Annotated in this window: 27 protein-coding genes and 1 pseudogene; 7 read left to right on the top strand and 21 right to left on the bottom strand. The window is 71.7% G+C overall.

Features of this window, described 5'->3' with window-relative positions; genetic code table 11:
- Window positions 1-16: 16 nt before the first annotated feature.
- Window positions 17-595, bottom strand: coding sequence for a dihydrofolate reductase family protein (locus ACFYPN_RS28735; RefSeq protein ID WP_358758307.1), 579 nt, complete (start codon window positions 593-595; stop codon window positions 17-19).
- A 146-nt stretch (window positions 596-741) separates the two neighbouring features.
- Entirely contained in the window at window positions 742-1,062 is a 321-nt protein-coding gene (locus tag ACFYPN_RS28730; RefSeq protein ID WP_389302201.1) for a hypothetical protein, read from the bottom strand.
- Between the two features lie 481 nt (window positions 1,063-1,543).
- On the opposite strand from ACFYPN_RS28730, the gene ACFYPN_RS28725 reads away from it, so the two are divergent.
- Window positions 1,544-2,089 (top strand): hypothetical protein, encoded by a 546-nt coding sequence (locus ACFYPN_RS28725; RefSeq protein ID WP_389302199.1) that lies wholly within the window; start codon window positions 1,544-1,546, stop codon window positions 2,087-2,089.
- A gap of 55 nt (window positions 2,090-2,144) precedes the next feature.
- Here the strand turns inward: ACFYPN_RS28725 and ACFYPN_RS28720 are convergent, their stop codons facing one another.
- The gene (locus ACFYPN_RS28720) at window positions 2,145-2,456 is read right to left on the bottom strand and encodes a hypothetical protein (protein WP_358758313.1); all 312 of its coding nucleotides are present in this window, start codon (window positions 2,454-2,456) and stop codon (window positions 2,145-2,147) included.
- A gap of 184 nt (window positions 2,457-2,640) precedes the next feature.
- On the opposite strand from ACFYPN_RS28720, the gene ACFYPN_RS28715 reads away from it, so the two are divergent.
- Window positions 2,641-3,477 carry a DUF4253 domain-containing protein gene (locus ACFYPN_RS28715; RefSeq protein ID WP_358758315.1) on the top strand — a complete coding sequence of 279 codons (837 nt, stop codon included), beginning with the start codon at window positions 2,641-2,643 and terminating at the stop codon, window positions 3,475-3,477.
- A gap of 154 nt (window positions 3,478-3,631) precedes the next feature.
- Here the strand turns inward: ACFYPN_RS28715 and ACFYPN_RS28710 are convergent, their stop codons facing one another.
- Entirely contained in the window at window positions 3,632-3,931 is a 300-nt protein-coding gene (locus tag ACFYPN_RS28710) for a hypothetical protein (protein ID WP_358758317.1), read from the bottom strand.
- Window positions 3,932-4,323: 392 nt separating this feature from the next.
- Between ACFYPN_RS28710 and ACFYPN_RS28705 the strand changes: the two genes are divergently transcribed.
- The gene (locus tag ACFYPN_RS28705) at window positions 4,324-4,854 is read left to right on the top strand and encodes a HEAT repeat domain-containing protein (protein ID WP_358758318.1); all 531 of its coding nucleotides are present in this window, start codon (window positions 4,324-4,326) and stop codon (window positions 4,852-4,854) included.
- Between the two features lie 54 nt (window positions 4,855-4,908).
- Here the strand turns inward: ACFYPN_RS28705 and ACFYPN_RS28700 are convergent, their stop codons facing one another.
- The gene (locus tag ACFYPN_RS28700) at window positions 4,909-5,784 is read right to left on the bottom strand and encodes a helix-turn-helix domain-containing protein (protein ID WP_389302194.1); all 876 of its coding nucleotides are present in this window, start codon (window positions 5,782-5,784) and stop codon (window positions 4,909-4,911) included.
- A 105-nt stretch (window positions 5,785-5,889) separates the two neighbouring features.
- Between ACFYPN_RS28700 and ACFYPN_RS28695 the strand changes: the two genes are divergently transcribed.
- Complete coding sequence (locus ACFYPN_RS28695) at window positions 5,890-6,588, top strand: SDR family NAD(P)-dependent oxidoreductase (protein WP_358758321.1); 699 nt, start codon at window positions 5,890-5,892, stop codon at window positions 6,586-6,588.
- 145 nt (window positions 6,589-6,733) lie between these two features.
- Here the strand turns inward: ACFYPN_RS28695 and ACFYPN_RS28690 are convergent.
- The 8 genes and pseudogenes from ACFYPN_RS28690 to ACFYPN_RS28655 all read right to left on the bottom strand — a co-directional run.
- A pseudogene (locus ACFYPN_RS28690) lies at window positions 6,734-6,877 on the bottom strand (transposase); the annotation flags it as partial.
- A gap of 140 nt (window positions 6,878-7,017) precedes the next feature.
- Entirely contained in the window at window positions 7,018-7,578 is a 561-nt protein-coding gene (locus ACFYPN_RS28685; RefSeq protein WP_358758322.1) for a hypothetical protein, read from the bottom strand.
- Between the two features lie 115 nt (window positions 7,579-7,693).
- Complete coding sequence (hemB, locus tag ACFYPN_RS28680) at window positions 7,694-8,698, bottom strand: porphobilinogen synthase (protein ID WP_358758324.1); 1,005 nt, start codon at window positions 8,696-8,698, stop codon at window positions 7,694-7,696.
- Between the two features lie 137 nt (window positions 8,699-8,835).
- A complete protein-coding gene (locus ACFYPN_RS28675; RefSeq protein ID WP_358758326.1) occupies window positions 8,836-10,506 on the bottom strand; it encodes a bifunctional uroporphyrinogen-III C-methyltransferase/uroporphyrinogen-III synthase in 1,671 nt (556 codons plus the stop codon).
- A complete protein-coding gene (hemC, locus tag ACFYPN_RS28670; RefSeq protein WP_358758328.1) occupies window positions 10,503-11,489 on the bottom strand; it encodes a hydroxymethylbilane synthase in 987 nt (328 codons plus the stop codon). The genes ACFYPN_RS28675 and hemC overlap by 4 nt, the downstream gene beginning before the upstream one ends.
- A complete protein-coding gene (locus ACFYPN_RS28665) occupies window positions 11,486-13,021 on the bottom strand; it encodes a glutamyl-tRNA reductase (protein ID WP_358758329.1) in 1,536 nt (511 codons plus the stop codon). The genes hemC and ACFYPN_RS28665 overlap by 4 nt, the downstream gene beginning before the upstream one ends.
- Window positions 13,018-13,785, bottom strand: coding sequence for a redox-sensing transcriptional repressor Rex (locus tag ACFYPN_RS28660; protein ID WP_358758331.1), 768 nt, complete (start codon window positions 13,783-13,785; stop codon window positions 13,018-13,020). The genes ACFYPN_RS28665 and ACFYPN_RS28660 overlap by 4 nt, the downstream gene beginning before the upstream one ends.
- A 352-nt stretch (window positions 13,786-14,137) precedes the next feature.
- Complete coding sequence (locus ACFYPN_RS28655) at window positions 14,138-14,413, bottom strand: glutaredoxin family protein (protein WP_358758332.1); 276 nt, start codon at window positions 14,411-14,413, stop codon at window positions 14,138-14,140.
- A gap of 200 nt (window positions 14,414-14,613) precedes the next feature.
- Between ACFYPN_RS28655 and ACFYPN_RS28650 the strand changes: the two genes are divergently transcribed.
- The 3 genes from ACFYPN_RS28650 (at window position 14,614) to ACFYPN_RS28640 (ending at window position 18,465) form a co-directional block, all read left to right on the top strand.
- On the top strand, window positions 14,614-15,564 hold the full coding sequence (locus tag ACFYPN_RS28650; RefSeq protein WP_358758334.1) for an HAD-IB family hydrolase: 951 nt from the start codon (window positions 14,614-14,616) through the stop codon (window positions 15,562-15,564).
- Window positions 15,565-16,163: 599 nt separating this feature from the next.
- The gene (locus ACFYPN_RS28645) at window positions 16,164-16,982 is read left to right on the top strand and encodes an ECF subfamily RNA polymerase sigma factor, BldN family (RefSeq protein WP_358758336.1); all 819 of its coding nucleotides are present in this window, start codon (window positions 16,164-16,166) and stop codon (window positions 16,980-16,982) included.
- A 250-nt stretch (window positions 16,983-17,232) separates the two neighbouring features.
- Complete coding sequence (locus ACFYPN_RS28640) at window positions 17,233-18,465, top strand: DUF5667 domain-containing protein (RefSeq protein ID WP_389302187.1); 1,233 nt, start codon at window positions 17,233-17,235, stop codon at window positions 18,463-18,465.
- 155 nt (window positions 18,466-18,620) lie between these two features.
- Here ACFYPN_RS28640 and ACFYPN_RS28635 read toward each other — a convergent pair whose 3' ends face one another.
- The 8 genes from ACFYPN_RS28635 to ACFYPN_RS28600 all read right to left on the bottom strand — a co-directional run bounded on the left by ACFYPN_RS28635 (window position 18,621) and on the right by ACFYPN_RS28600 (window position 25,713).
- Window positions 18,621-19,751 carry a lysophospholipid acyltransferase family protein gene (locus ACFYPN_RS28635; RefSeq protein WP_358758340.1) on the bottom strand — a complete coding sequence of 377 codons (1,131 nt, stop codon included), beginning with the start codon at window positions 19,749-19,751 and terminating at the stop codon, window positions 18,621-18,623.
- A gap of 15 nt (window positions 19,752-19,766) precedes the next feature.
- The gene (locus ACFYPN_RS28630; protein WP_389302184.1) at window positions 19,767-20,882 is read right to left on the bottom strand and encodes an NAD-dependent epimerase/dehydratase family protein; all 1,116 of its coding nucleotides are present in this window, start codon (window positions 20,880-20,882) and stop codon (window positions 19,767-19,769) included.
- A gap of 273 nt (window positions 20,883-21,155) precedes the next feature.
- On the bottom strand, window positions 21,156-21,254 hold the full coding sequence (locus tag ACFYPN_RS28625; RefSeq protein WP_003948845.1) for a 30S ribosomal protein bS22: 99 nt from the start codon (window positions 21,252-21,254) through the stop codon (window positions 21,156-21,158).
- Window positions 21,255-21,364: 110 nt separating this feature from the next.
- On the bottom strand, window positions 21,365-21,577 hold the full coding sequence (locus ACFYPN_RS28620) for a helix-turn-helix domain-containing protein (protein ID WP_014046653.1): 213 nt from the start codon (window positions 21,575-21,577) through the stop codon (window positions 21,365-21,367).
- 128 nt (window positions 21,578-21,705) lie between these two features.
- Entirely contained in the window at window positions 21,706-22,521 is an 816-nt protein-coding gene (locus ACFYPN_RS28615; protein ID WP_389302181.1) for a phosphatase, read from the bottom strand.
- Between the two features lie 138 nt (window positions 22,522-22,659).
- Window positions 22,660-23,832, bottom strand: a complete 1,173-nt coding sequence (locus ACFYPN_RS28610) for an acetoin utilization protein AcuC (RefSeq protein WP_358758346.1) — start codon at window positions 23,830-23,832, stop codon at window positions 22,660-22,662.
- The gene (locus tag ACFYPN_RS28605; protein ID WP_358758348.1) at window positions 23,801-25,012 is read right to left on the bottom strand and encodes an MFS transporter; all 1,212 of its coding nucleotides are present in this window, start codon (window positions 25,010-25,012) and stop codon (window positions 23,801-23,803) included. Before ACFYPN_RS28605 ends, ACFYPN_RS28610 begins: the two co-directional genes overlap by 32 nt.
- Before the next feature lie 56 nt (window positions 25,013-25,068).
- Window positions 25,069-25,713 carry an HAD family hydrolase gene (locus ACFYPN_RS28600; RefSeq protein ID WP_358758350.1) on the bottom strand — a complete coding sequence of 215 codons (645 nt, stop codon included), beginning with the start codon at window positions 25,711-25,713 and terminating at the stop codon, window positions 25,069-25,071.
- Window positions 25,714-25,852 lie beyond the last annotated feature (139 nt).

Below are 25,852 nucleotides of genomic sequence, written 5' to 3'. Positions count from 1 at the left end.
CGCCCCGAGCCTTCGGCTACTGCGCGGGCCCGGTCGGCTCGGCGACTTCGTACCGCAGCAGCACCACGCCGTTGCCGAACCGCCGGGTCTCCAGGAGGCGCAGGCTGGTGCGGGTGTCGGTGGAGCGGAAGAGCGGGGTGCCGCGGCCGATGAGTACCGGGTGCACGTAGATCCGGTACTCGTCGATGAGTCCGTGCCGCCGGAACGCGTCCGCGAGCATCGGCCCGCCGACCACCACGTCACCGCCCGGTTCGGCCTTCAGCGCGCGGATCGCCTCGGGATCGACCTCGCGCACGAGGGTGCCCCACTCGGCCTCGGCGAGAGTGCGGGAGTAGACGTACTTCGGCATGTCCCGCCAGATGGCGGCGAATTCGGCCACCGGCCCCGCGTTCGCCGGATCGGCGTCCGCCGTGGGCCAGAACTCGGCCATCAGCTCGTACGTCACCCGCCCATGGATGAACGCGCCCATCTTCCCGAGCTCGTCGTTGAAGTGCTGGTGCAGCTCGTCGTCGACGAGGGACCAGCCGATGTCGTGGTTCGGCCCCTCGAAGAAGCCGTCGATGGAGACGGAGAGAGAAAGGATGAGCTTGCGCATCGGTGGCCTCGCGGGTGGAAGAGGGGAGCGGAGGTACGGAGCACCCGAAGACCTCCGGCGCGGTGGGGGCTTCTGGGCCTCACCGCCGCACACGGAGGTCTTCGGGTCCTGCGGGGTCCTGCGGGGTCCGGTCGGGTCCGGTCGAGTCAGCCGGTGGCGCCCTTCGGGGCGTTGACGCAGTTGACCGTGGACGGCGAGAGGATGGAGATCAGTGGTGTGCCGGTGTTCGTCACCGAGCAGTTCTGGCCGGAGCCGGTGACGATGTTGTCGTGGTTCCCGTTGTTGGTGACGTCGTCCTCGTCGTCGTTGACGTTCCCGTTGTTGCCGTTTCCGTTGCCCTCGTTCCCGTTGCCTCCGTTGCAGTCACTCCTGTTCCCGTTGTTGCCGTTTCCGTTGCCCTCGTTCCCGTTGCCTCCGTTGCAGTCACTCCTGTTCCCGTTGCCGTCGGCCCGACTGCGCTGCGGCACCGGGTGCGGTCAGTACGGACAGGCAGAGCGCGAACCCGAGGACCACGAGACCCGTCCGCGCCCCCTTCCGCGTGCGTAGTGATCTCCGTGCAGAGACCTGAGTCATGAGCCCTGTCGTACACGCCTGCGGCAGCGGGCCCCTGAGTGGCGCGCCCTGCCCTCCCTGCAACGGCGTACCACCTTCACCTGACGCGAGTCAGACGGTATGACAAGCCGAACAACGATCGGTTTCGGTGCCCCGCCCCCACCCCTGGGCTGCACCGCACCGGGGCTGCACCGGGGCTGTTCTGTGCTCTTCAGGGCTGTTCCTGGGCTGGCCCCCGGGCTGCCCAGCCACTCCTCGCCCCTCGTGCGCCCCCTTGTGCGCCACCGCTCGCGATTCGCCGCCGCTTCCCCCGGGAAGCATCTCCTGACACTGCGCCGTGCTCCACCTCCCCGGACGCCCCGCACGACTCCGACTCCCTCGTGAGGTTGCCTTCGTATGACCGTGATCGTCGGGCTCGTCCACAAGAACCGTGTCCACCTCGGCGGCGACTCGGCAGGCGTCGCCGGCCTCTCGATCACCGTGCGCCGGGACCTCAAGGTGTTCCGCAACGGCCCCTATGTCATGGGGTTCACCACGTCGTTCCGCATGGGTCAGCTCCTGCGGTACGCGTTCGAAGTGCCGCATCCGAGCGGCGATCTGGACCGGTTCATGGTCACCAAGTTCATCGACGCGCTGCGTTCCTGCCTCAAGGACGGCGGCTGGGCGCGCAAGGACTCGGAGCAGGAGCAAGCCGGTACGTTCCTCGTCGGCATAGCTGGACGGCTCTACACGATCCACTCGGACTACCAGGTCGGCGAGCCCTCGGACCAGTACGCGGCGGTCGGCTGCGGGGACGAGATCGCCCTCGGCGCGCTCCACGCCACCGCCGCACTCGACCTGAAACCGCGACAACGGATCACCACCGCCCTCCAGGCTGCGGCCTACCACAGCGCGGGCGTCGTCGGCCCGTTCACGTACGCGACGACGCCGAAGGCGGACTGAACGGGGCGCGCGGGCACCCCTGTTGACAGCCCGGCGGCTTCACCGACCGTCGGCTTCACCGCCCGGCAGCTTCACCGTCCACGGACGACCCGGCCACGGATGACCCGTCCTTGGCCACTCCGTCCACGGCTGCCCCGCTCCCTCTCGCCGGGCCGCCGGTTCTGGAGCGGGTGGGCGGGAGGTTGATGTCCGCTGTGCGCAGGGCCCGTTGGAGCGGGCTCCGGCCGGGGGGAAGCTCCAGATCGATGTCCGCGATGAGCAGACGGCCGTCGGGGAGGCGCGACGTCTTGGTGCGCTTGGTCTGGCCGGCCTGACTGTTGGGGCTGTACCGCTCGGATCGCTCGGGTCGTTTCGATTGAGGGGCCATGTCTCCTCTTCGGTGGCGGGGGCTCCACGGATGCCCCTACGTCGATTCTCGCGCGAACCCGGGCGCGTACATGGGGTGTTCGAGTACTTCCGGTCGCACGGTCCACCTGCCCCTGGCATTGCCCCTGCCCTTGCCTGTGGCGTTGCCCGTGGCGTTGTCAGTGGCTCCCCTTATGGTCTCCGGCATGGCGACGCTTCCGAACCCTCTTCCGTCCCTCGACTCCCACGGGCTGGATCTGCCGTCCGGTTCCCTCGTGGACACCACCGTCGACGGCCCCTGGCACGAACCCCTGTTCTGGTACGGGGAGTCGGTGGCGACCCCCGGGGCCTTCGCGGCGCTGCGCGCCACCGGGCGGCCGGTCGGACTGCTGCCCGTGCTGATCGACGAGGGACCCCGCCGCGAGCCGCCGAGCGCCTGGTCCCTCGACCCCGGGCACGTCTCGTATCCGGGTGACCACGACGCGGAAGAGGTGCTCTTCGGCTACGGGGAGCCCTACGCCTCGGAGGAAGCCGGTGACGGCATACCGGAATCCAGCGTGACCGGCGCTTCCGAGGACGCCCCCGAGTGGCCCGGCCTCACCCCGGCCCCCACCACTCCCGGCCCCGACGATCCCGACCAACTGGCCGCGGAACTGGCCGACATGCTCAGCAGTGCCCTTGGGGACGACGACGACGGAACCGGCCTGCGCCCCGCTCTCGTACCCGCCCGGCGCAGCGCGGACATCCCGGCCGTCATCGGCTGGACGGGTCCGGTCAACCACGAGAACGATGTCGCCCGCCTCTGTGCGGTGCTCCGCTCCTGGGAGGACCGGTTCGACATCCGGGTCGTCGTGCTGGGCTTCGACACCCTGACGGTGTCGGTCGGCCGCCCGCCGACCACGGTCGCGGACGCCCGCGCACTCGCCGCCGAGCACTACGCCTTCTGTCCGGACACCATCGACCAGAACCCGCCGTACGAACTCGACGCCTACGCGGAGAAGTCCGTGCTGAACCGCGAGTCCTGGTCCTTCTGGTGGGACTGACCGGCCGGTCCTGAACGGTCGCCGCTGACCGGCCGGCCACCCGGCAACCCACACTGCCGGGCCGGGACCGGCCGCCCTGGACGCGCGGTCCGGCTTCCACGAGGGGAGAAGCCGGGCCGCGCCACCCACCGCAGGTGTGCGCCCGTCTGCGGCCTCAGACGGTCGCGGCCAGCCAGCCGATCGTCTCGGTGGTGTGCTTGCCGTCGCTCTTGGTGGCCCCGGCGTAGATCTCGTTCAGGCGGATGAGGAAGCCCGTCGTGGTCACCTCGTGAATGCGGATGCCCGGCGTTTCGGGCCCGTTGAACGTCTGGGTCAACGGAAGGACGACGACCTCGGCACCCGGCGGGAAGGGGGTGGGGAAGGTGACGCGCGTGAAGGTCGAGGTGTTGCCGCCGCTGGTCTCGATCGCGTTGTCGGACTTCAACTCGATCTTGCCGGTCTGAATGAAGCTCATCGTCGGTTCCTTCTTCGGTGGTGCGCCGCCCGGTGGTGAACGGCCGGGAGGACACTCGCCACGCTCAGGCCCTCCCATGCCGGAGTCCCGCCAACGAGTGATCGCTTTCCGGACACCGGCGACACATCGGCGACCTCACGGGGAGGCGCCCCGGGGCCGCCTCCCGGAGCGAGGCGGCCACACCCCGAACTCGGCCTGCGAAGTCGGGAGTTGCATGCCCCGTACCCCCCAGGGCCCCGAACGCGTACACACCCGTACGTCCCGATGGGCCGCGCTCCCACCTCCCTGAGCGGACCGCGATACCGGTACGACACCGCGTCCGGCGCCGGACGCGGGCGGCCCGGGAAATGGCTTGATGCGTGGAACATCGCGTCCGGGGAAACGCATAACCCATGAACCGGACGGAAAAGCTGATCGCGGAGTACGGAACGCTGCCCCAGGAGAGCGACCGCAGGCGCGAGATCGTCTACGACCTCGGCGCCATCCTCTCCACCGAGCCGGACCATCCGGGCGTCCTGTCGTTCCTCATCGAGGTCGTCGCCGACATCGAGGCGTTCGACCTCGCGCGCGTCGAGGCGACGAAGTCGCTGCGGCTCTGGCCGCCGTCCGACCCCGAGACCTGGCGTCTCGCGGGCGCCGTGCTGGTGTCCGCCGTGGAACACACGGACGAGGACCTGGTCAGGCAGTACGCGGTGATGGCGCTGAGCTCGTACGCCGACGACTCCGTCGTCCACGCGGCGCTCGCCGAGGCCGTCCTGGGCGATCCGGACCCCCTCGTACGGGACAACGCCCTGGCGGCCCTCAGCGAAGCCGGTCCGAGCGAGGGCCGGGCCGAGGTGCTCCGCCGGATGTCCACCGACCCGCACCTCGGCCACGAGGCAACCCGCATTCTCGCGGGGTGGGAGACCCGGCAGGCCGACTGAGCGGAGGCGGGAGGAGCGGTCGGACGAGGAACGGGCGGATCAGGAGCGGTCGGATCAGGTGTACGGGACGGCCGGTGCGCCCGCGACGGCTGTGAGCCGGAGCTTGGTCTCGTCCTCGCTGCCGGGCGGGGCGGTCATGATGACGATCTTGAGTTCGGAGTCGCCGTCGGTCAGGACGTCGCAGTCCACCGTGACCGGGCCAACTGCCGGGTGGTGGATCGTCTTGTGGTCCTCGCGGTGCGCGGCCACCCCTCCGGTCTCCCACAGCTCGGCGAACCTGTTGTTGCCCGCGTGGAGATCGCGGATCGTCGCGGCCAGACGGCTGTCCCGGGGGAAGCGGCCGGTGGCGCGGCGCAGGTCGGAGACGACGGCGGCATCGGTGGCGTCGTGGTCGGCCTCGCTCACCGGCCACCGCGCGAGGTGAGCGGGGCCGGCGCCCACCGGGAACCTGTCGCGGGCGAAATTACGCAACCGCGGCTCCGCGCCGGAGGGGTCTCCGAGCAGGGCGCCCCACCCGCGGTTCCACCACACCAGTTGCCAGTCCGCCGCGAACACGGCGACCGCCACGTCCCCGAGGCGGGCCAGCACCCGCAGCACGCCGGGCGGGATGTGGTCGGAGATCGTACCGTCCACCGGTGGCACGAGCCCGGCCAGCCGGTACGCGTGGTCCCGCTCCGTGGTGGACAGTTGCAGAGCGCGCGCCAGGGACGCGACCACCGACGCCGAGGGTGTCGTGGCCCGTCCTTGTTCGAGGCGTACGACGTAGTCGACCGACACCCCCGCCAGGTCGGCCAGCTCTTCGCGCCGCAACCCGGCCGCCCGGCGACCGCGGGCCCCCGTCAGCCCGGCGGCCGACGGGGGGAGCCGGTCCCGCCACGTACGGATCATCGCGCCCAACGTGGTTCCCGGAATCGTCGCCATGATCTCCATCCTCGCGCACTCCCGTCCCGCCCTCGGGCCGCGAGGGTGGTACCGGTGGTCCTACCGTCGAGGCGTCCCTGGCGCGCTCGGCCCGTCCGGACCAGCATGGAACGCATGACCATCACCTTCATCACCGGAGCCAACAAGGGCCTCGGCCGCGAGACCGCCCGCCGCCTGATCGAGTGCGGGCACACCGTGCTCGTCGGAGCCCGCGACCGGGAGCAGGGCGAAGAGGCCGCCGCCGCGCTCGGCGCACGCTACGTCCCGATCGACGTGACCGACGACGCGTCGGTGGCCGCCGCGGCCCAGAACGTCGCCGACCACGAGGGCCGGATCGACGTCCTGATCAACAACGCCGGGGTCCCCGGCCCGATGGGCGATCCCAGTGGACTCACCGCCGCCGACGCCCGCGCGGTCCTCGACGTCAACGTCATCGGCGTGGTCCGGACCACCACCGCGTTCCTGCCGCTGCTGCGCCGCTCGGACGACCCCGCGATCGTCAACGTCAGCAGCGGTATGGGTTCCCTCGCCTTCACGCACGACCCGGACCGACCCGAGTCGCACGTCGTCGCGCCGCTCTACACCGCCTCGAAGGCAGCGCTCACGATGTTGACCACGCAGTACGCCAAGGGGCTCCCGGGCATTCGCGTCAACGCCGCCGACCCCGGCTACACCGCGACCGACCTCAACGGCCACAGCGGCACTCAGTCCGTTACCGAGGGCACGGACGCGATCGTCGCCCTGGCCACCGAGAAGCCCGGCGCCGCCACCGGACGGTTCGTCTCCCGCCACGGCGAGATCGCCTGGTCCTGACCCCGGACCGGCCACCCTGCGGGGACAGCCCCCACCGGCACCCCTTGGCAGTGTGCCCATCGGCGTGGCAGCGGCTCGGCAAGCAACCTTTCGGCGAGGGGGTGTGCCCACTCGGCCAGTCACGTGGTCGTCACGATTCTGGCGACTCCTCCGACCAGCGTCTGTGTCGCTCGTATGCGGTTTTCCACTTGCCGAAACGCGCAGGTGGATCGCGCCACGGCGCTCCCGTCCGGTTCCGGTACAAGATTCCGTTGATGATCCTGCGACGGTTCTCCCAACGGCCTCCCCGCTTGCCCCGTGCGCGTTCGTTCGTCTTCCGTACCAGCATGTCCGTAGCCTGGCGAGTGGACGAGCACGAACCGGGATGAACACACCCATGCAGAGTTTCCGGGCCGGCACTCCCCGACGGGGAGACTGCGAACGCGCGGGTCACGGGGAGGGCGCGGCACCCCACTCGCCCACCAGGGACACGGCATGGCGCACGCCGCCCGGCCCGCCGCCGCACCACCACACCGGTGGGCCCTGCGGGTCCGCCCCGCTCGGGTACCCGTCGTCGGTCCTCGGCAGCAGGAGGTGCGTGCCGGTCCTGTGCGCGGGGCAGACGGGCCATGCCTGCCACAGCAGTTCCATGAGGGTTTCCTGCGCCGCCTCCGCGACCACGGAGAGGACCGTCTCCGCGTCGTCCGGCTCCAGCGGATCGCCCGCCTCCAGGTCGCGTGCGTTGACCGGGTTGCCGTGCCACCGGCCGTCCGGCAGCGCCACGTAGATCTGGTCCCCACCGACGGACGTCGGGGTCGGCGGCTCGCACGAGGGGACGCACATCAGCACCAGCGGGTCCTGGTCCGGCAGGGTCGCCCGCACGTCGCGGTTGACCACCGCGAGCGCGGCCGCCAGCTTCGGCCACCGCCCGGGCTCGGCCGGCACGGGGTCCGGAGAGCGGTGCCGGCCCACGTGACCGGGGCCGATGGCGGAGCAGGAGAAAGGTTTCACCGGTGCATCGTGCCACCGTCCGGGGCGGCAAATACCGTGATGCCATGGCCCCGGTGCCCAGCGCACCCTCGCGTCGAGCGGGCCGCGCGGGTCGAGCCGGTCGAGCTACGCAGAGCTACGCCGCACGCCCGCCCAGCCGCTGCGCGACCTCGGTCGCCCAGTAGGTGAGGATCATGTGGGCACCCGCGCGCCGGATGCCGGTCAGGCTCTCCATGATCGCCGCGTCGCGGTTGATCCAGCCCTTCTCGGCGGCGGCCTCGATCATCGCGTACTCGCCGCTGATCTGGTACGCCGCGACCGGCACGTTCACCTGGTCCGCGACCTTGGCGAGGATGTCCAGGTACGGTCCGGCCGGCTTGACCATGACCATGTCGGCGCCCTCTTCGAGGTCGAGCGCCAGCTCGCGCAGGGACTCGCGGATGTTCGCCGGGTCCTGCTGGTAGGTCTTGCGGTCGCCCTTGAGCGAGGAGCCGACGGCCTCCCGGAAGGGGCCGTAGAAGGCGGAGGAGTACTTCGCGGTGTACGCGAGGATCGAGACGTCCTCGTAGCCGGTCTGGTCCAGGGCGTCCCGGATCACGCCGATCTGGCCGTCCATCATGCCGCTGGGGCCGACCGTGTGGGCACCCGCGTCGGCCTGGACCTGGGCCATCTCCGCGTACCGCTCCAGGGTGGCGTCGTTGTCGACGCGGCCGTCCTCGGTCAGCACCCCGCAGTGGCCGTGGTCGGTGTACTCGTCCAGGCAGAGGTCCGACATGACGACGAGGTCGTCACCGACCTCCGCGCGCACCGCGCGCAGACCCTGCTGGAGAATGCCGTCCGGGTCCGTCCCCGCCGTGCCCCGGGCGTCCTTCTTCTCGTCGGCCGGGACGCCGAAGAGCATGATCCCGGAAACCCCGGAGGCCACCGCGTCCGCGGCGGCCTTCCGCAGGGAGTCCAGGGTGTGCTGCCGTACGCCCGGCATCGCCGAGATCTCGACCGGGGCGTCGATGCCCTCGCGGACGAACGCGGGCAGGATCAGGTTCGCGGGATGGAGACGGGTCTCGGCGACCATCCGTCGCATCGCCGGGGTCGTCCGCAGCCGCCGGGGGCGGGAGCCGGGGAAGTTTCCGTACGCAGTCATCCTTTGACCATAGACCCGCCCACATCGGTCTCTTACCGACACCCCCGCCGGAAAACCCGGCCCCCACGACGGCGCGAAAAAGGGCCCGGCGGCTCCACCAGGAAGCCGCCGGGCCCTTGACACTCCGCTCCGACCGGTCAGGTCGTCGTACGCCTCCGCCGCGCACCAGGGCGCCGCTCGCTCGGGCGGGTCACCGGGTCGCCGGCCTCCTTGGCCGCGTCCCGGCGCCGCGCGCCGAACTCCGCCAGCGCCTCGGCCAGCTTGTGCACCGAGGGCTCCGGCGCGAGGACGTCGACCCGCAGGCCGTGCTCCTCGGCGGTCTTCGCGGTGGCCGGGCCGATGCAGGCGATGACCGTCACGTTGTGCGGCTTGCCCGCGATGCCGACGAGGTTGCGGACGGTCGAGGACGAGGTGAAGAGCACCGCGTCAAAACCGCCGCCCTTGATCGCCTCCCGGGTGTCCGCCGGCGGCGGCGACGCGCGGACCGTGCGGTACGCGGTGACGTCGTCCACCTCCCAGCCCAGGTCGATCAGGCCCGCCACCAGGGTCTCGGTGGCGATGTCGGCGCGCGGCAGGAAGACGCGGTCGATCGGGTCGAAGACCGGGTCGTACGGCGGCCAGTCCTCGAGCAGCCCGGCCGCGGACTGCTCGCCCGACGGCACCAGATCCGGCTTCACACCGAAGTCGACCAGCGAGGCGGCGGTCTGCTCACCGACGGCCGCGACCTTGATCCCGGCGAAGGCGCGGGCGTCGAGCCCGTACTCCTCGAACTTCTCCCGTACGGCCTTCACCGCGTTCACCGAGGTGAAGGCGATCCACTCGTACCGGCCGGTGACCAGGCCCTTGACCGCGCGCTCCATCTGCTGGGGCGTACGCGGCGGCTCGACGGCGATCGTCGGCACCTCGTGCGGCACCGCGCCGTAGGAACGCAGCTGGTCGGAGAGGGAAGCCGCTTGCTCCTTCGTGCGCGGGACGAGCACCTTCCAGCCGAAGAGCTGCTTGGACTCGAACCACGCGAGCTGGTCGCGCTGGGCGGCCGAGGTGCGGTCCCCGACCACGGCTATGACCGGCTGGTGCCCGTCCGGCGAGGGGAGCACCTTCGTCTGCTTGAAGAGCTGCGCGATGGTGCCCAGCGTCGCCGTCCACGTCCGCTGACGGGTGGTGGTGCCGGCGACCGTGACGGTCAGCGGGGTGTCGGGCTTGCGGCCCGCCGAGACCAGCTCACCCGCGGCCGCCGCGACGGCGTCCAGGGTGGTCGAGACGACGGCGGTCGCGTCGCTGGCGCCGACCTCGCTCCAGCAGCGGTCGGACGCGGTACGGGCGTCCACGAAGCGCACGTCCGTACCCTGCGCGTCACGCAGCGGCACACCGGCGTACGCGGGTACGCCGACGACGTTCGCGACACCCGGGACGACCTCGAACGGCACCCCGGCGGCGGCGCACGCGAGCATCTCCGCCCCCGCGCCACCGTCCAGACCCGGGTCGCCGGCGACAGCACGGACGACCCGCCTGCCACCCTTCGCGGCCTCCATGACAATATTGGCCGCGTCCCTGAGAACGGGCACTCCGGCGGCTGTTGACGTGACGTCAACGACGGTCAGCTCAGGGGTGCTCACGCCTGCCCGCGCATGAGTGCGCACGACGTCGAGTACCTCGGGCTCTGCGACAAGAACGTCCGCGCTCGCAAGCGCCTCGACGGCGCGCAGCGTCAGCAGACCCGGGTCGCCGGGGCCGGCGCCGAGGAAGGTGACGTGTCCCTGTGCGGACAGCAGCGGAAAGTCGGACACGGCGGGGCCGGTGGGGCTCAAAGTACTCGCTCCCCCATAAGACCGGCCGCACCCTTGGCGAGCATCTCCGACGCGAGTTCGCGGCCGAGGGCCGCCGCGTCGTCGTGCGACGTGGGAACGGGACCGGTAGTGGACAGCTGCACCAGGGACGAGCCGTCGGTGGAACCGACGACACCGCGCAGGCGCAGTTCGTTGACAGCCTGACCGTCGACCAGGAGGTCGGCCAGCGCACCCACGGGTGCGGAGCAGCCGGCCTCCAGGGCGGCGAGCAGGGAACGCTCGGCGGTGACGGCGACCCGGGTGTACGGGTCGTCGAGCTCCGCGAGCGCGGCGGCGAGGCCGGCGCTCGTGGCGGCGCACTCGATCGCCAGTGCTCCCTGACCGGGAGCGGGCAGGACGGTGTCGGGCGACAGGAAGTCGGTCACCTCGTCCGTCCGGCCGAGACGGCTGAGACCGGCAGCGGCGAGAACCACCGCGTCCAGCTCTCCGTCGCGTACGAAGCCTATGCGCGTATCCACGTTGCCGCGGATCGGCACGGTTTCTATGGAGAGGCCGTGCGACCGGGCGTACGCGTTCAGCTGCGCCATGCGGCGCGGCGAACCCGTACCCACCCGGGCACCGGCCGGAAGCTCCTCGAAGGTCAGCCCGTCGCGTGCCACCAGCACGTCGCGCGGGTCCTCACGGACCGGCACGGCGGCCAGCACCAGGCCTTCGGGCTGCGCGGTGGGCAGGTCCTTGAGGCTGTGGACCGCGAAGTCCACCTCGCCCCGCAGCAGCGCCTCGCGCAGCGCGGCGACGAACACTCCGGTGCCGCCGATCTGCGCCAGGTCCTCGCGCGAGACGTCGCCGTACGTGGTGATCTCGACGAGCTCGACGGCGCGCCCGGTCACCTCGCTGACCGCTTCGGCGATCAGGCCCGACTGGGCCATGGCGAGTTTGCTGCGCCGGGTGCCGAGCCGCAGCGGCGTGTGGTTGGCCCCACCCTGGGGTGAGCTGTCGGTCATGACCGCCCTCTATTCGGGTCGTTCAGGTCTGCCCGGGAGACGGCGGCCACCGTCTGCGGGTCGAGGTCGAAGAGTTCTCGCAGCGCGTCCGCGTACCCGGCGCCGCCGGGCTCGCTGGCCAGCTGCTTGACCCGCACGGTCGGCGCGTGCAGGAGCTTGTCGACGACGCGGCGCACGGTCTGCGTGATCTCGGCGCGCGTCTTCTCGTCGAGGTCGGGAAGCCGTCCGTCGAGCCGGGCGATCTCGCCCGCCACCACGTCGGCGGCCATCGTGCGCAGGGCGACGACGGTCGGGGTGATGTGCGCGGCGCGCTGGGCCGCGCCGAACGCGGCCACCTCGGCGGAGACGATGCCCCGCACCCGGTCGACGTCGGCGGCCATCGGGGCGTCCGCGGACGCGTCGGCGAGCGTCTCGATGTCGACCAGGCGTACGCCGTCGATGCGGTGCGCCCCGCCGTCCACGTCCCTCGGCATCGCGAGGTCGAGGACGGCGAGCCGCACGGGTCCGTTGTTCTGCGCGGGGATGACCCGGCGCTGCGCGGTCGCCCGCGCGCCCGTGCCCGGCCCCGTACCCGTGGCGCCGTTGCCCTCCGGGGCGGGGGAACCGTTCTCCACCCAGGCGGCGTGCTGGTCCGGCGCGTCCACGGGCGTGCCGGGCGCGGCCTTCGGTGACGGGACGGCCGCGGCGTCGTACTCCGCGCCGACGGCCTTCGCGATCTCCTCGGCGGTCAGCACGAGACCGGTCGATCCGGTGCAGGACACCACGATGTCGGCACGTGTCAGCTCGTCCGTGACGGTGCTCATCTCCACGGCACGGGCGCGCAGTTCCGGGCCCGACGCCTGGCTGAGGATCTCCACGAGACGGTCGGCGCGGGCGCGGGTCCGGTTGGCGACGACGATCTCGCCGACCCCGGTACGGGCCAGCGTCGCGGCAGCCAGCGAGGACATCGAACCGGCGCCGATGACCAGGGCGCGCTTGCCGCGGGCCCAGGCGTCGACGTTCTGCCCGGCGGCGAGCTGCTCCAGGCCGAAGGTGACCAGCGACTGTCCCGCACGGTCGATCCCGGTCTCGCTGTGGGCGCGCTTGCCGACCCGCAGCGCCTGCTGGAAGAGGTCGTTCAGCAGCCGGCCGGCCGTGTGGAGCTCCTGCCCCAGGGCGAGCGCGTCCTTGATCTGGCCGAGGATCTGGCCCTCGCCCACGACCATCGAGTCGAGCCCGCAGGCCACCGACAGGAGGTGGTGGACGGCGCGGTCCTCGTAGTGCACGTAGAGATGGGGGGTGAGCTCGTCCAGCCCGACCTCGCTGTGCTGGGCGAGCAGCGTCGAGAGCTCGGCGACGCCCGCGTGGAACTTGTCCACGTCGGCGTAGAGCTCGATGCGGTTGCAGGTGGCCAGCACGGTGGCCTCGGCCGCGGGCTCCGCGGCGAGGGTGTCCTGCAACAGCTTGACCTGGGCGTCCTGGGCGAGCGAGGCCCGCTCCAGCACGGAGACGGGGGCGCTGCGGTGACTCAGTCCGACGACGAGGAGGCTCATGCCGGCATCACGGCGGGCATGTCCCCGTCGGGTCCCTTCCGGTTCACGGGGGTCGCGCGCATCGGCGGCGCGGCCTCGTCGGTCTCGTCCGCCGTACCGTCCTCGCCGGCCTTGCGCTGCTCGTGGAAGGCGAGGATCTGCAGCTCGATGGAGAGGTCCACCTTGCGCACGTCGACGCCCTCCGGGACGGAGAGGACGGTCGGCGCGAAGTTGAGGATCGAGGTGACACCGGCGGCCACGAGACGGTCGCAGACCTGCTGGGCAGCGCCGGGCGGGGTGGTGATCACGCCGATGGACACACCGTTGTCGGTGAGGATGCGGTCCATGTCGTCGGTGTGCTGGACGGGAATCCCGGCGACCGGCGTACCGGCCATCGCGGGGTCCGCGTCGATCAGCGCGGCGACCCGGAAACCGCGGGAGGCGAACCCGCCGTAGTTGGCGAGGGCGGCACCGAGGTTTCCGATGCCGACGATGGCGACCGGCCAGTCCTGGGTGAGGCCGAGCTCCCGGGAGATCTGGTAGACGAGGTATTCGACGTCGTAGCCGACACCCCGGGTGCCGTAGGAGCCCAGGTAGCTGAAGTCCTTGCGGAGCTTCGCGGAATTGACCCCCGCGGCCGTGGCGAGTTCCTCGGACGAGACCGTGGGAACGGAACGCTCGGACAGCGCGGTGAGTGCGCGCAGGTACAGGGGGAGTCGGGCGACCGTGGCCTCGGGAATTCCTCGGCTTCGGGTCGCCGGTCGGTGAGTTCGGCCAGTTGCCACGGTGCTCCTGCGGGACGAGCGGGGCTCTGGGCGGCCGTATGTCCCCAGACCGCCCCGTCGAATGCAGGCTATGTCTTTGTGAACACGTGCACAAAGATTGTGTCCGTTTTGTCCGGTCAAAGTGACCGGGGTCACGCGAATTCGCCGCTCGATCCCGGAACCACGGATCGCATCAACCCGTTGCGGGCTCGAAGGGGGCAAAACCGAACACACTCCTTACGATCAGGCCCCCGAGACCACCCAAAACGCCCATCATGGTACGCGAAAGCCGTTGACTCAGGCACCTAAAGCCGTGAGGGAGATCCTGCGGGACGCCCGGCCGCGCGGCCGGGCCGCGCCGTCAAGATCGCCCTCAGCCCTCCAGCGCCGCGCGCAGCCGCTTCGGGTCGACCCGCCAGAAGGTGTGCTGCTCCCCGTCGATCAGCACCACCGGGATCTGCTCCCAGTACTGCGCGTACAGCGCCTCGTCCTGCGTGATGTCCTTCTCCTCCACCACCGAGCCGGTCTCCGCGCACACCGCGTCCACCACCGCCCGCGCGTCCTCGCAGAGGTGGCAGCCGGGCTTGCCGAGGAGCGTGACGACCCGCTCGGCGGGCTTCTTCTTCGTACGACGCAGCAGGGCACTCATCCCCCCATTCTCCGCCCGCCGCGCCCGGCCCCGGCACCACCGCCCACCGCTTTCCGCACCGCTCCCCCCTCGCGTCCGCCACCGACCGGACGCGTGCGCGGCGCCGGCCCGGCGCGCGCACCCCCAGGAGTTCCGCAGAGTTCACGCGCGCGGTACCCGGTGGGACGGGAAGTGCCCGGTGAAATGGTTATGCTCGCCGCATGGCCTCTCTTGGATGGCTCACACCCCGCAGGCGCCCCGCCACGGCACGGAGCGTGCTGGCGGGCGAGGCGGCGGCCGAGGCCGCCCGCAAGGCGACGCTGGACGCGGGGGGCGACACCCTCCTCGCGGCGAAGCCGGACGCGGGCGCGCCCGAGGAGCCGGCGTTCCCGGTGGCCGGCGATGCCCGCGCCGCCGCGTTCTTCGACCTCGACAACACCGTGATGCAGGGCGCCGCGCTCTTCCACTTCGGCCGGGGCCTCTACAAGCGGAAGTTCTTCCAGCGCCGTGAGCTGACCCGGTTCGCCTGGCAGCAGGCGTGGTTCCGGCTGGCCGGCGTGGAAGACCCGGAACACATGCAGGACGCCCGCGACAGCGCGCTCTCCATCGTCAAGGGACACCGCGTCTCCGAGCTGATGTCCATCGGCGAGGAGATCTACGACGAGTACATGGCCGACCGCATCTGGCCGGGCACCCGTGCCCTCGCCCAGGCGCACCTCGACGCGGGCCAGAAGGTCTGGCTGGTCACCGCCGCCCCGGTGGAGACCGCCACCATCATCGCCCGCCGCCTCGGCCTCACCGGCGCGCTCGGCACGGTCGCCGAGTCCGTCGACGGCGTCTACACCGGCCGTCTGGTCGGCGAGCCGCTGCACGGCCCCGCGAAGGCCGAGGCGGTGCGCGCCCTGGCGGTGGCCGAGGGCCTCGACCTCGGGCGCTGCGCCGCGTACAGCGACTCCCACAACGACATCCCGATGCTCTCGCTCGTCGGCCACCCCTACGCGATCAACCCGGACGCCAAGCTCCGCAAGCACGCCCGTGCCCACGACTGGCGGCTGCGCGACTACCGCACCGGCCGCAAGGCCGCCCAGGTCGCCCTCCCGGCCGCCGCCGGGGTCGGCGCACTGGCCGGCGGCACCGTCGCCGCCGTCGCCCTGCACCGCCGCCGCCGCTGACCCCTTCCCCCTGCCGGCCCCACTCGCCGCCGCTGCGGCACTCGCCCCGCCCGACCACACCGCCCGCGCGCAGTGCGCGCGGGCGTTCGTGCGCCTGTACATCCGTACGCACCGGGGACGCCCGGCACCTCCGCACCTCCGCTGCGGCACGGACATCTGTGCGCCTCCGCGCTCCCCTCCGAACACTCCGTCCGCGCGCCTTTGTGCGCTGCGCACTCCCCCTTCGCCACTCCGGGCCCCCGCCCCGGCCACGCCCGGGGCGGCACGCTCGCGCGACTGCGGACCGGAGGACCGCGAAAGCCCCGCGCCACACGGCCCACCGCCACCCTCCTCACGACGACCGCACGCGGACCGACCACAACCGGTACCGGGCAGCGACAGATCACGAAGCGATTCAATCAATAACCGGTCACCATCTGCGACCGAAGTAGTCACTGAGCGGTACGAGTTCTGACGCAACCGGTGATTTTAGCAACTCGGTGTAGTGCCGCCTGTACGAAGCGTTATTCTCCTCAAACGCATGATGGAGCCCGCCACCCCCTGTGAAAGGTGACGGATTTCGAACTGCTCGTGATGGAAGCTCTGCCTCTGGGAGTCCCGTGTACCCACACGTCGGGGTTGACGCCTCGGGCCTGGCTACGCTGCGTGCAACGGTCCTCGACCGCTTGCGCGGCTTCGTCCCCACCGCGTACGCCGTACCCGCGCTCGCCACCCCTGCACCCGCACCTGCCGGCCCTTGCTATGCCCTGGCGGAACGCGGTGCGGTGGTCGGAAGACGCAGCAACCGCGCCGCCTCGACCGCATCCTCCGCGCCATCCGCCCCGTCCACGGCGGCCACGACGGCCGTCCGCCGTCCCACCGCCGACAGCGACAGCGCACGCATGATGGACCTCGTCGAGCGTGCGCAGGCCGGCGAGGCCGACGCGTTCGGCCGCCTCTACGACCAGTACAGCGACACCGTGTACCGGTACATCTACTACCGCGTGGGCGGGAAGGCCACGGCGGAGGACCTCACCAGTGAGACCTTCCTCCGCGCCCTGCGCCGCATCTCCACGTTCACCTGGCAGGGCCGCGACTTCGGCGCCTGGCTGGTCACCATCGCGCGCAACCTCGTCGCCGACCACTTCAAGTCCAGCCGCTTCCGGCTGGAGGTGACCACCGGCGAGATGCTCGACGCCAACGAGGTCGAGCGCTCCCCCGAGGACTCCGTACTGGAGTCCCTCTCCAACGCCGCGCTGCTCCAGGCCGTGCGGCGCCTCAACCCGCAGCAGCAGGAGTGCGTGACGCTCCGGTTCCTGCAAGGGCTCTCGGTCGCCGAGACGGCCCGGGTGATGGGCAAGAACGAGGGCGCGATCAAGACTCTCCAGTACCGGGCCGTCCGCACGCTCGCCCGGCTGCTCCCGGAAGACGCCCGCTGACGCGGGCCGCCGCCGGCCGCCGCCGACGGGGCACAGCCCTGCCGTCCAGCGTGTCGCGTTCATGACGCACTGGTCGGATCATCCGCCGTCCGTAACCCAAGTGCCGCGCCGCTCGTTGTGCCGGATGCAGGCCCCCTGTAGCTACACCTCGACCGGCGTCACTCACTCCATCGAGTGGCATCGACTCCGGGTGTACAACCTTCCGGACCCTCAGGGGAGTCGACCGTCATGACGAGAGGAGGTGCCGCCAGTGATCGCAAACGTTTCGGCACACCGGCGGGCGAACGCCTTCGCCCAGGCCCTGGAGGAGCAGTCGCCCCAGGGTGCGGCGGCCGTACAGCCCGAGGAACCGGCCGCCCAGGCCGACCACGGAGCACTGTTGGCCCTGGCGAACGGCCTCGGTGAACTGCCGTCGCCGCAGTTCGATCCCGAAGTCAAAGTGGTGCAGCGAGCGCAGCTCGTCGCCGCCATGGAGGCGATGTTCGCGGAAGGCGGCGAGAGCAGCGCGGCCACGAGCCCCGCGGTGCCCGAGCAACGCCCCAGGGGAGCCCACCGGGCCTCCCCGCTCCGCAAGCTCCGCCCCCGTTCCCGCTGGGCGAAGGGGCTCACGGCCGGCGGACTGACCGTGGGGGTGGCGGCGGGCGCGTTCGGCGGCGTCGCCGCCGCCAGCTCCGACGCCCTCCCCGGTGACTCGCTGTACGGCCTCAAACGGGGCATGGAGGACATCCAGCGCTCCATGGCCGACAGCGACACCGACCGCGGCGAGGCATTTCTCGACCAGGCCTCGACCCGGCTCAGCGAGGCGCGCCGCCTGATGGAGCGCGGCCGCTCCGGCCACCTGGACCACGAGTCGCTGGGCGAGATCCGGCGCGCCCTCAGCGGGATGTCGCACGACGCCTCCGAGGGGCACCGGCTCCTCCACGCCGCGTACGAACGCGAGGGCACCCTCGGCCCCATCCAGGCCCTGGACTCGTTCTCCCGTTCGCACCGCGACAGCTGGAGCAGCCTGCGCGACCGGCTGCCCGTCCAGCTCACCGACGTCGGGGAGAAGGTCAGCTCCGTGCTGGCGGCCATAGACGAAGAGGTCGCGCCGCTGGAATCACTGCTGCCGCGCACGGTGGACAGGCGCGGCGGGGACACCTCGCCGCGGTCCGGGGTCCCGGAGGGGGGCAGCGGCTCCTCGCGGACCGCCCCGCCCGCTGCGCCGTCCTCGGCGCCCTCCTCGGCGGCCTCGTCCGCCGAGGGCCACTCCCCGTCGCCCTCGGGTTCGGCGTCACCTGAGTCCGGGGACGGTCTCCTCGGCGGTACGGACGGCCTGCTCGACGGCCTGCCGTCGGACGACGCCGGTACGCCCTCGGGCTCGGACGCGTCGGAGGGCGCAGGCGGTTCCGACGGCGGCGGCTCGCCGGACGTCACTCTGCCGCCCCTGCTGCCCGGCCTCCTCCCCGGTCTGGGCATCAGTGCGGAGGAGGCGGACGGTTAGGGCCTGTGTGGGGAAAGCCCGAGGGGGCGGGCGTCCGGATCGACACCGGACGCCCGCCCCCTCGTCCGTGCGGGGCGACCGGTGCGGGGCGACCGGTGCGGGGCGTCCGGTGCAGGGCGTCCGGTGCAGGGCGTCCGGTCGGAGGGACAGCCCGGTCAGAAGAACACCGAGCGGCGCTGGACCAGCAGTTTGTAGAGCGTGTGCTGGATCTGTTCGCGCACCTGGTCGGTGAGGTTGAACATCAGCATCGGGTCCTCCGCCGCCTCTGGCGGGTAGCCGGCGGTGGGGATGGGTTCGCCGAACTGGATGGTCCACTTCGTCGGCAGCGGCACCATGCCGAGCGGGCCGAGCCAGGGGAAGGTCGGGGTGACCGGGAAGTAGGGGAAGCCCAGCAGCCGCGCGACGGTCTTCGCGTTGCCGAGCATCGGGTAGATCTCCTCGGCGCCCACGATCGAGCAGGGCACGATCGGTACCCCGGCCCGCAGCGCGGTGGACACGAACCCGCCCCGGCCGAAGCGCTGGAGCTTGTACCGGTCGCCGAAGGGTTTGCCGAGTCCCTTGAAGCCCTCCGGCATCACCCCCACGATCTCGCCGCGTTCCAGCAGCCGTTGGGCGTCCTCGGCGCAGGCCAGGGTGTGACCGGCCTTCCGGGCCAGTTCGTTGACGACCGGCAGCCGGAAGACGAGGTCGGCGGCGAGCAGTCGCAGGTGGCGCTCGGCCGGGTGGTGGTCGTGCACGGCGACCTGGAGCATCAGCCCGTCGAGCGGCAGGGTCCCGGAGTGGTTGGCGACGACGAGCGCGCCGCCGTCCGCGGGGATGTTCTCGATCCCCTTCACCTCGACGCGGAAGTACTTGTCCGCGAGGGGCCGCAGCAGCGACATCAGGACCTGGTCGGTCAGCTCCTCGTCGTAGCCGAACTCGTCCACCTCGTAATCACCGGTCACGCGCCGTCGCAGGAAGGCGAGTCCGCCCGCGATGCGCCGGTCCCAGTCGGCGCGCGCCGCGCTCCCCGGCGCCTCCCCCGCCTCCTGGGTCCCGGGCGTCTCCGTCCACGCCCCCTCCAGGGGCTCCTGCGGGTCCTGGGGCGGCCCGGTGCCCGCGCGTCCCTGTCCGGGCACCTGGGCGCCCGGCAGGGCGCTCACGGGCGCTGTGGTGCCGTCGGGCCGCCCGGAGGCCACACCGGAGCCCGGACCCGTCCCGGTCCGGCGCCGCGCGGAACGTGACCCGCCCGCGCCCCCGGACCGGGACCGGTCGTCGTCGAACGGAATGACCTTGGCGTCCGCCATCGTCGATGCGCTCCTCTACCTGGCGCCGTGCGTCGTCTGCGTCGTCGTACGGGCTGTCGTCGTCCGGGCCGTCGCCCGGACGGCCTGCTTCCGGCGCGCGGGACCGGCGAGCGGCAGCGCCGCGAGGCGGTCGACCGCGCGGCCCACCGTCTCCGGCGGCAGCAGCCCGGGGCCGCGGCTGCGGGCGTACTCCGCGAAGGTCTCCGCCGTGGTGAACCTCGGGCGGAAGCCGAGGGTTTCGTACATCTGCGAGGTGGAGACCACCCTGCCGTGGGTGAGCAGCCGGATCTGCTCCGGCGAGAAGTCCGTCATCCCGACCGCGCGGAGCGCCGAACCGACCCAGGTGACGGCGGGCAGCAGTACCGGGACCGTCGGCCGGCCGAGGCGGCGCGCGCACTGCGAGAGGAGCAGCACCCCGTCGCCGGCGATGTTGAAGGTGCCGCTGTTGAGCGTCCCGCGCCGGGGTTCGCCCGCCGCGATGCCCAGCACGTCGATCACGTCGTCCTCGTGGACGAACTGGAGCCGGGGGTCGTACCCGAGGACGGTCGGCAGTACGGGCAGCGCGAGGTAGTCCGCGAGCGGCGAGTCCGGCATCGGGCCGAGGATGTTGGCGAAGCGCAGGACGCAGACCGCGACGTCCGGGCGGCGGCGGGCGAAGCCGCGTACGTACCCCTCGACCTCCACCGCGTCCTTGGCGAAGCCGCCGCTCGACACCGACTTCGGCGGGGTCGTCTCGGTGAAGACGGCCGGGTCGCGGGGGGCGGAGCCGTAGACGCTGGTGGTGGACTTCACCACCAGGCGCTGGACGGTGGGCGACTTCTGGCAGGCACCGAGGAGCTGCATGGTGCCGATGACGTTGGTCTCCTTGATCGCCGACCGGCCGACCGCGCCGAGCGCCTTGCCGGAGACGTTCAGGTGGACCACGGTGTCCACGGAGTGTTCCGCGAGCACCCGCGCGATGGCGGGCTGCCGGATGTCGGCGCGCACGAACACCGCGTCGCCCAGCCGGTGGCCGGGCTCCGTCGCGTCGACGGCGATCACCCGGTCCACACCGGGCTCGCGCTGGACGCGCCGTACGAAGCGGCCTCCCAGCTGCCGGGCCGCTCCGGTGACGAGCACGACCTTCCCCAAGATCAGCGCCTTCCGTCGGTCCGCGGGACGGGACGCCCGCGAAGAGGGCCGTCCCCTGCCGGTCACCGTAGCGGGTGGATGTTTCCCTGCGGCTCCCCCGGAGCGGGGTTTGGCGAACTCGTCGCCCCCGGGGCCGGAAACCGCACCGGAAGAGGCGCACCGCAGCCCTCACCCGGGACCGCGTGGGAGACGGCTCGGGAGACCGTGCCGGAAAATACCGCAGCCCCTCCGCCATGACGGCGGAGGGGCTGCGGAGGCACGAACTGCGTTCGCTTACTTCTTGTTGCGACGCTGAACGCGCGTGCGCTTGAGCAGCTTGCGGTGCTTCTTCTTGGCCATCCGCTTGCGCCGCTTCTTGATAACAGAGCCCACGACTACCCTCGCTCACTTCTCTTCACTGGTGCGGGGCGTCTGGGCCCACACGACCTACGTCGGCCTAGCCTACCCGTCACTTGGTGAGGGACGTAATCGAGGGAAAGACGTCAGGCCGACTCGACCCCCACAAAGGATTCGCGGAGGTACTCGTGAACCGCTTGCTCCGGCACCCGGAACGACCTGCCCACCCGGATCGCCGGCAGATGACCGCTGTGCACCAAGCGGTACACGGTCATCTTCGACACTCTCATGACCGAGGCGACTTCCGCCACGGTCAGGAACTTGACCTCGTTGAGAGGTCTCTCGCTGCCAGCAGCCATGACCCACCTGTACCTTCCGCGCGCGACGGGCACCGGCTTCCCCTCCGGTGACTCTTCGTCGTTGTGCGCTCACTGCCCAGATTAGGGGCGGGTGATGCGAGTGGGGAAGAGGTGAGGCGATCGGGCGCCTACTGTGACAGACGGGCCCGATTGAGCACATAGCGCGTCAACGGCAGGTAGTGCTCCGCCGCCACGGCGTCGTCCAGGGGCACCGCGACCGAGACCCGGCCCTCCGCCTCACCGACGAAGAGCGCCGGGTCGTTCACATCGGCCGGCCCCATCGCCTCGAAACCCAGCTGACCTGCGCCGCAGGCCCAGCCGTGGTCGCCGATCACCAGCTCCGGCAGCCCACCCCGGTCCTCCGCGGCACTCTCCAGCGCGGCCCGCACGGGCAGCGGGGAGTGGGTGTGCGCCCCCGGTACCCCGCTTCCGCCGCGTGCGCCGGGCTCCCGCACGAACGCGACACCGCGTACGTAATCGAGCCGGTACGGACGTACGCCGAATCGAGTCGTTATGTCGACACTGCGGCCCCGCGCGGGGGTGAGGACCGTACAGCCGGCCGCCGACAGGGCGTCTGCCAGCCCGGCGTAGAAGCCCATCAGCCGCTCGGGGTGCCCCGTGCCGAGCAGGACGGGGGCGCGCCGCGCGGCCGCGTCGGCGAGGCGCCCGGCGAACGCGTCCAGCCGCGCGAGGGTGCGTTCCGGGTCGATCGTGTCGCCGCCCGTCACCCGCCCCGGATCGCCCGAGACCCCGCACCGCTCGGCCATCAGCCCCAGGAGCTCCCGCTCGTCCCAGATCCCGTCGGGGCGGACCCCCAGGGTCACCCGGGGGTCTCCGGCGGCGAAGAGACGGTAGCTCCGCAGACTGTTCTCGCGCGAGGTGGCGACGGGCCCCGCCAACCGGGCCACCAGCAGGTGGGCGCGCAGCGCCCTGGTACTCAACACCCGCGCCATGCTTCCGTACGGACGCACCGCGGGTGCCAAAACGCTCCCGCCGCACCACCGTTGGCGTAACGGGTCGAACCTCAGCGCTCGGGATGTGCCATCCGACGCACCGTCAGCCCCGTTGTTTCCAGAGCCCTTTCAGGCGAGCAGACCCCGCAGGGGGTACGTGGCACGACGCGTCGCCAGCACCGCCTGGTCGAGCCGGTCCACGGGGTCGTAACCGGACTCCCAGGACTGCCAGCGCGGGGTGCGTCCGTCCGTCATCCGCTCGGGGCCCGGCTGCCCGGTGCGGGCGTGGGCCTCCTCCCGCCAGGACGCCGGGATCACCGATTCCGGGTCGACCGGCCGGTGCGCGGCGATCCCCACCAGGTGGGTCCAGGAGCGCGGCACCACGTCGACGACCGCGTACCCGCCGCCGCCCAGAGCCACCCACCGCCCGCCCTCGGCGTGCGCGTGCGCGAGGTCGTGGCACGCCTCCATCACCGCCCGCTGCGCGTCCACCGTGACCGCCAGATGGGCGAGAGGGTCCTCGAAGTGGGTGTCCGTCCCGTGCTGGCTCACCAGCACCTGGGGCCGGAAGTCGGCGATCAGCTCCGGCACCACCGCGTGGAAGGCCCGCAGCCAGCCCGCGTCGCCGGTCCCGGGCGGCAGCGCCACGTTGACCGCCCCGCCCTCGCCCGCCGGACCGCCGGTCTCCTGCGGGAAGCCGGTGTGCGGGAAGAGGGTGCGCGGGTGCTCGTGCAGCGACACGGTCAGCACCCGGGGGTCGTCCCAGAACGCGGCCTGGACCCCGTCGCCGTGGTGCACGTCCACGTCCACGTAGGCGACGCGCTCGGCGCCGAGCTCCAGCAGCCGGGCGATGGCCAGCGCCGGATCGTTGTAGACGCAGAAGCCGGAAGCGGCCCCGGGCATCGCGTGGTGGAGACCGCCGGTGAAGTTCACCGCGTGCGCGCTCCCGCCCCGCCACACGGCCTCGGCGGCGCCCACCGAGAGCCCGGCGATGAGCGCGGAGACCTCGTGCATCCCCGCGAAGGCGGGGTCGTCGAGGGTGCCGAGGCCGTACCCCTGGTCGGCGTCGCGGGGATCGGCCGAGGCGGCCCGTACGGCGGCCACGTAGTCCGCCCGGTGGACCAGCCGCAGCGTGGACTCCCCGGCCGCCTTCGCCGACGTCACGTCCACCGCCGCGTCCAGCCCGAACGCCCGCACCAGCCCCATCGTCAGGGCCAGGCGGACCGGGTCCATCGGGTGGCTGGGCCCGAAGTCGTATCCCGTTACCGCGTCATCCCACATCAACCGTGCGCGCCCGCTCATGCCCGCCACCGTATCGGGCGCCGTCCCCGCCGAACGACCGGGCGTACACGAGCGTCACCAGGACCAGGACCATCGGCACCACCATCGCGCCGCGGTAGTTCCACGCGTCGCCGAGCGCGCCGACGAGCGGCGAACCGACGAGGAACCCGACGTAGTTGAAGATGTTCAGCCGGGCGATCGCGACATCGCTGTCGCCGGGGAACAACCGCCCGGCGGCGGCGAAGGTCTGCGGCACGATCACGCAGAGTCCGAACCCGAGCAGGGTGAACCCGGCCATCCCGGTCCACGGTCCCGGCGCCACCGCCACCACCCCGAATCCGACGGCCGCCACCACCGAGCCCAGCCGCACCACGGCCGCCGCCCCGACCCGCCGCACCCCGTAATCCCCCACGGCCCGGCCCACCAGCGTCGTCACCATGTACACGTTGTACGGGACCGTCGACAGCTGCTCCGAACTCCCCAGCACGTCCTGGAGATACTTGGCGCTCCAGTTGGAGACCGTCGAGTCCCCTATGTACGCGAAGCACATCACCAGGCAGAGCGGCAACAGCAGCCGGAAGGAGACGGAGACCGCCGCGGCCCCGCCGGCCGCGTCGCTCCCGGCCTTGTCGCTCTCGGGCCGGCCCTCCGTGTACCACCGGCTGCCGATCAGTGCGGCGGGCAGCAGGACGACGACCGCCGGCAGGTACGAGACGAGGAGGCTGAGGTCCCAGTGCGCCCCCACCCAGGAGAGCGAGGCACCGACGATCCCGCCGAGGCTGAACACGGCGTGGAAGCCGAGCATGATGCTGCGGCCGTAGGCCCGCTGGAGGCTGACACCCATCATGTTCATGGAGGCGTCGAGCGCCCCCACGGAGAGCCCGAAGAGAGCGAGCGCGACGGCCGCGTGCCACACCGCGTCGCCCGCGCCGATCCCGAGCAGGGCCAGCATGACGAGGGGCTGCGCCCAGCGCAGGACCGTCCCCGGCCGCACCCGCGCGACCACCTTCTCGGTGACCACGCTGCCGACCCCGGCGAGGATCGGCACGGCGGCCAGGAAGACGGGCAACAGACCGTCGGATATCCCGTACTGGTCCTGGATGGCCGGGATACGCGTCACCAGCAGTGCGAAGGTCACCCCTTGCACGAAGAAGCTGAACGCCAACGAACCCCTGCCGTCACGCAACCGCGCATCTGTCATGGCGGGAGCGTAGGGCCAGGATCTACCCGTGGGTAGATGAATCAGCCCAGCAATGTTCAGCCCAGCAATGTGGGGAGTTCAGCCATGTCGGAGAAGTGCCCGGTCACCCCGACGAGCCGGTCCGCCGGCATCATCGAGGTGAAGCCGTAGACGTCCATCCCCGCCGCCCGTGCCGCTTCGACGCCGAGCGGGCTGTCCTCGATCACGACGCACCGCTCGGGCGCGACGCCCATCGAGCTCGCCGCGTGGAGGAACAGGTCCGGCGCCGGCTTGCCGCGGCCGACGTCCTCCGCGCTGAAGATCCACTCCTCCTCGAACCACTCGTCCAGCCCCGTCCTGCGGAGGCTGACGCCAATCCGCTCGTGACTGCTGGACGAGGCCACGCAGTAGTCGACCCCGTCCGCGACGAGCGTGCCCAGCACGTCCTCGACCCCGGGGACGACGACGAGTTCTTCCTGGAAGGCGGCGAACAGCCTGGCGTTGAGCGTCGTCTCGAAGTCGTCGGGCAGCTTCCCGCCCGTACGCTCCAGGACGAGATCGTGCACCCGGTGCACGGCGGACCCCATGTAGTCGCGGAGGGATTCCTCGTACGAGGTGGGGTGGCCGAGCTCGGTGAGGTACGCGGCGAGGATCGTGTTGGAGATCGGCTCACTGTCGACGAGCACGCCGTCGTTGTCGAAGATGACCAGTTCGTAGCGCATGGTTCGAGCCTAGACGCTCAGAACGCAGAAAACCCCCGTGCCACAAGGCACGGGGGTCTCCCGGAAAAATTGTTCGGCGGCGTCCTACTCTCCCACAGGGTCCCCCCTGCAGTACCATCGGCGCTGAAAGGCTTAGCTT

The organism is Streptomyces sp. NPDC005576 (assembly GCF_042871745.1).
GTDB lineage: Bacteria > Actinomycetota > Actinomycetes > Streptomycetales > Streptomycetaceae > Streptomyces.
Note: the sequence above shows the minus strand (reverse complement) of the source record. Positions and strands in the feature narration are given on the sequence as shown.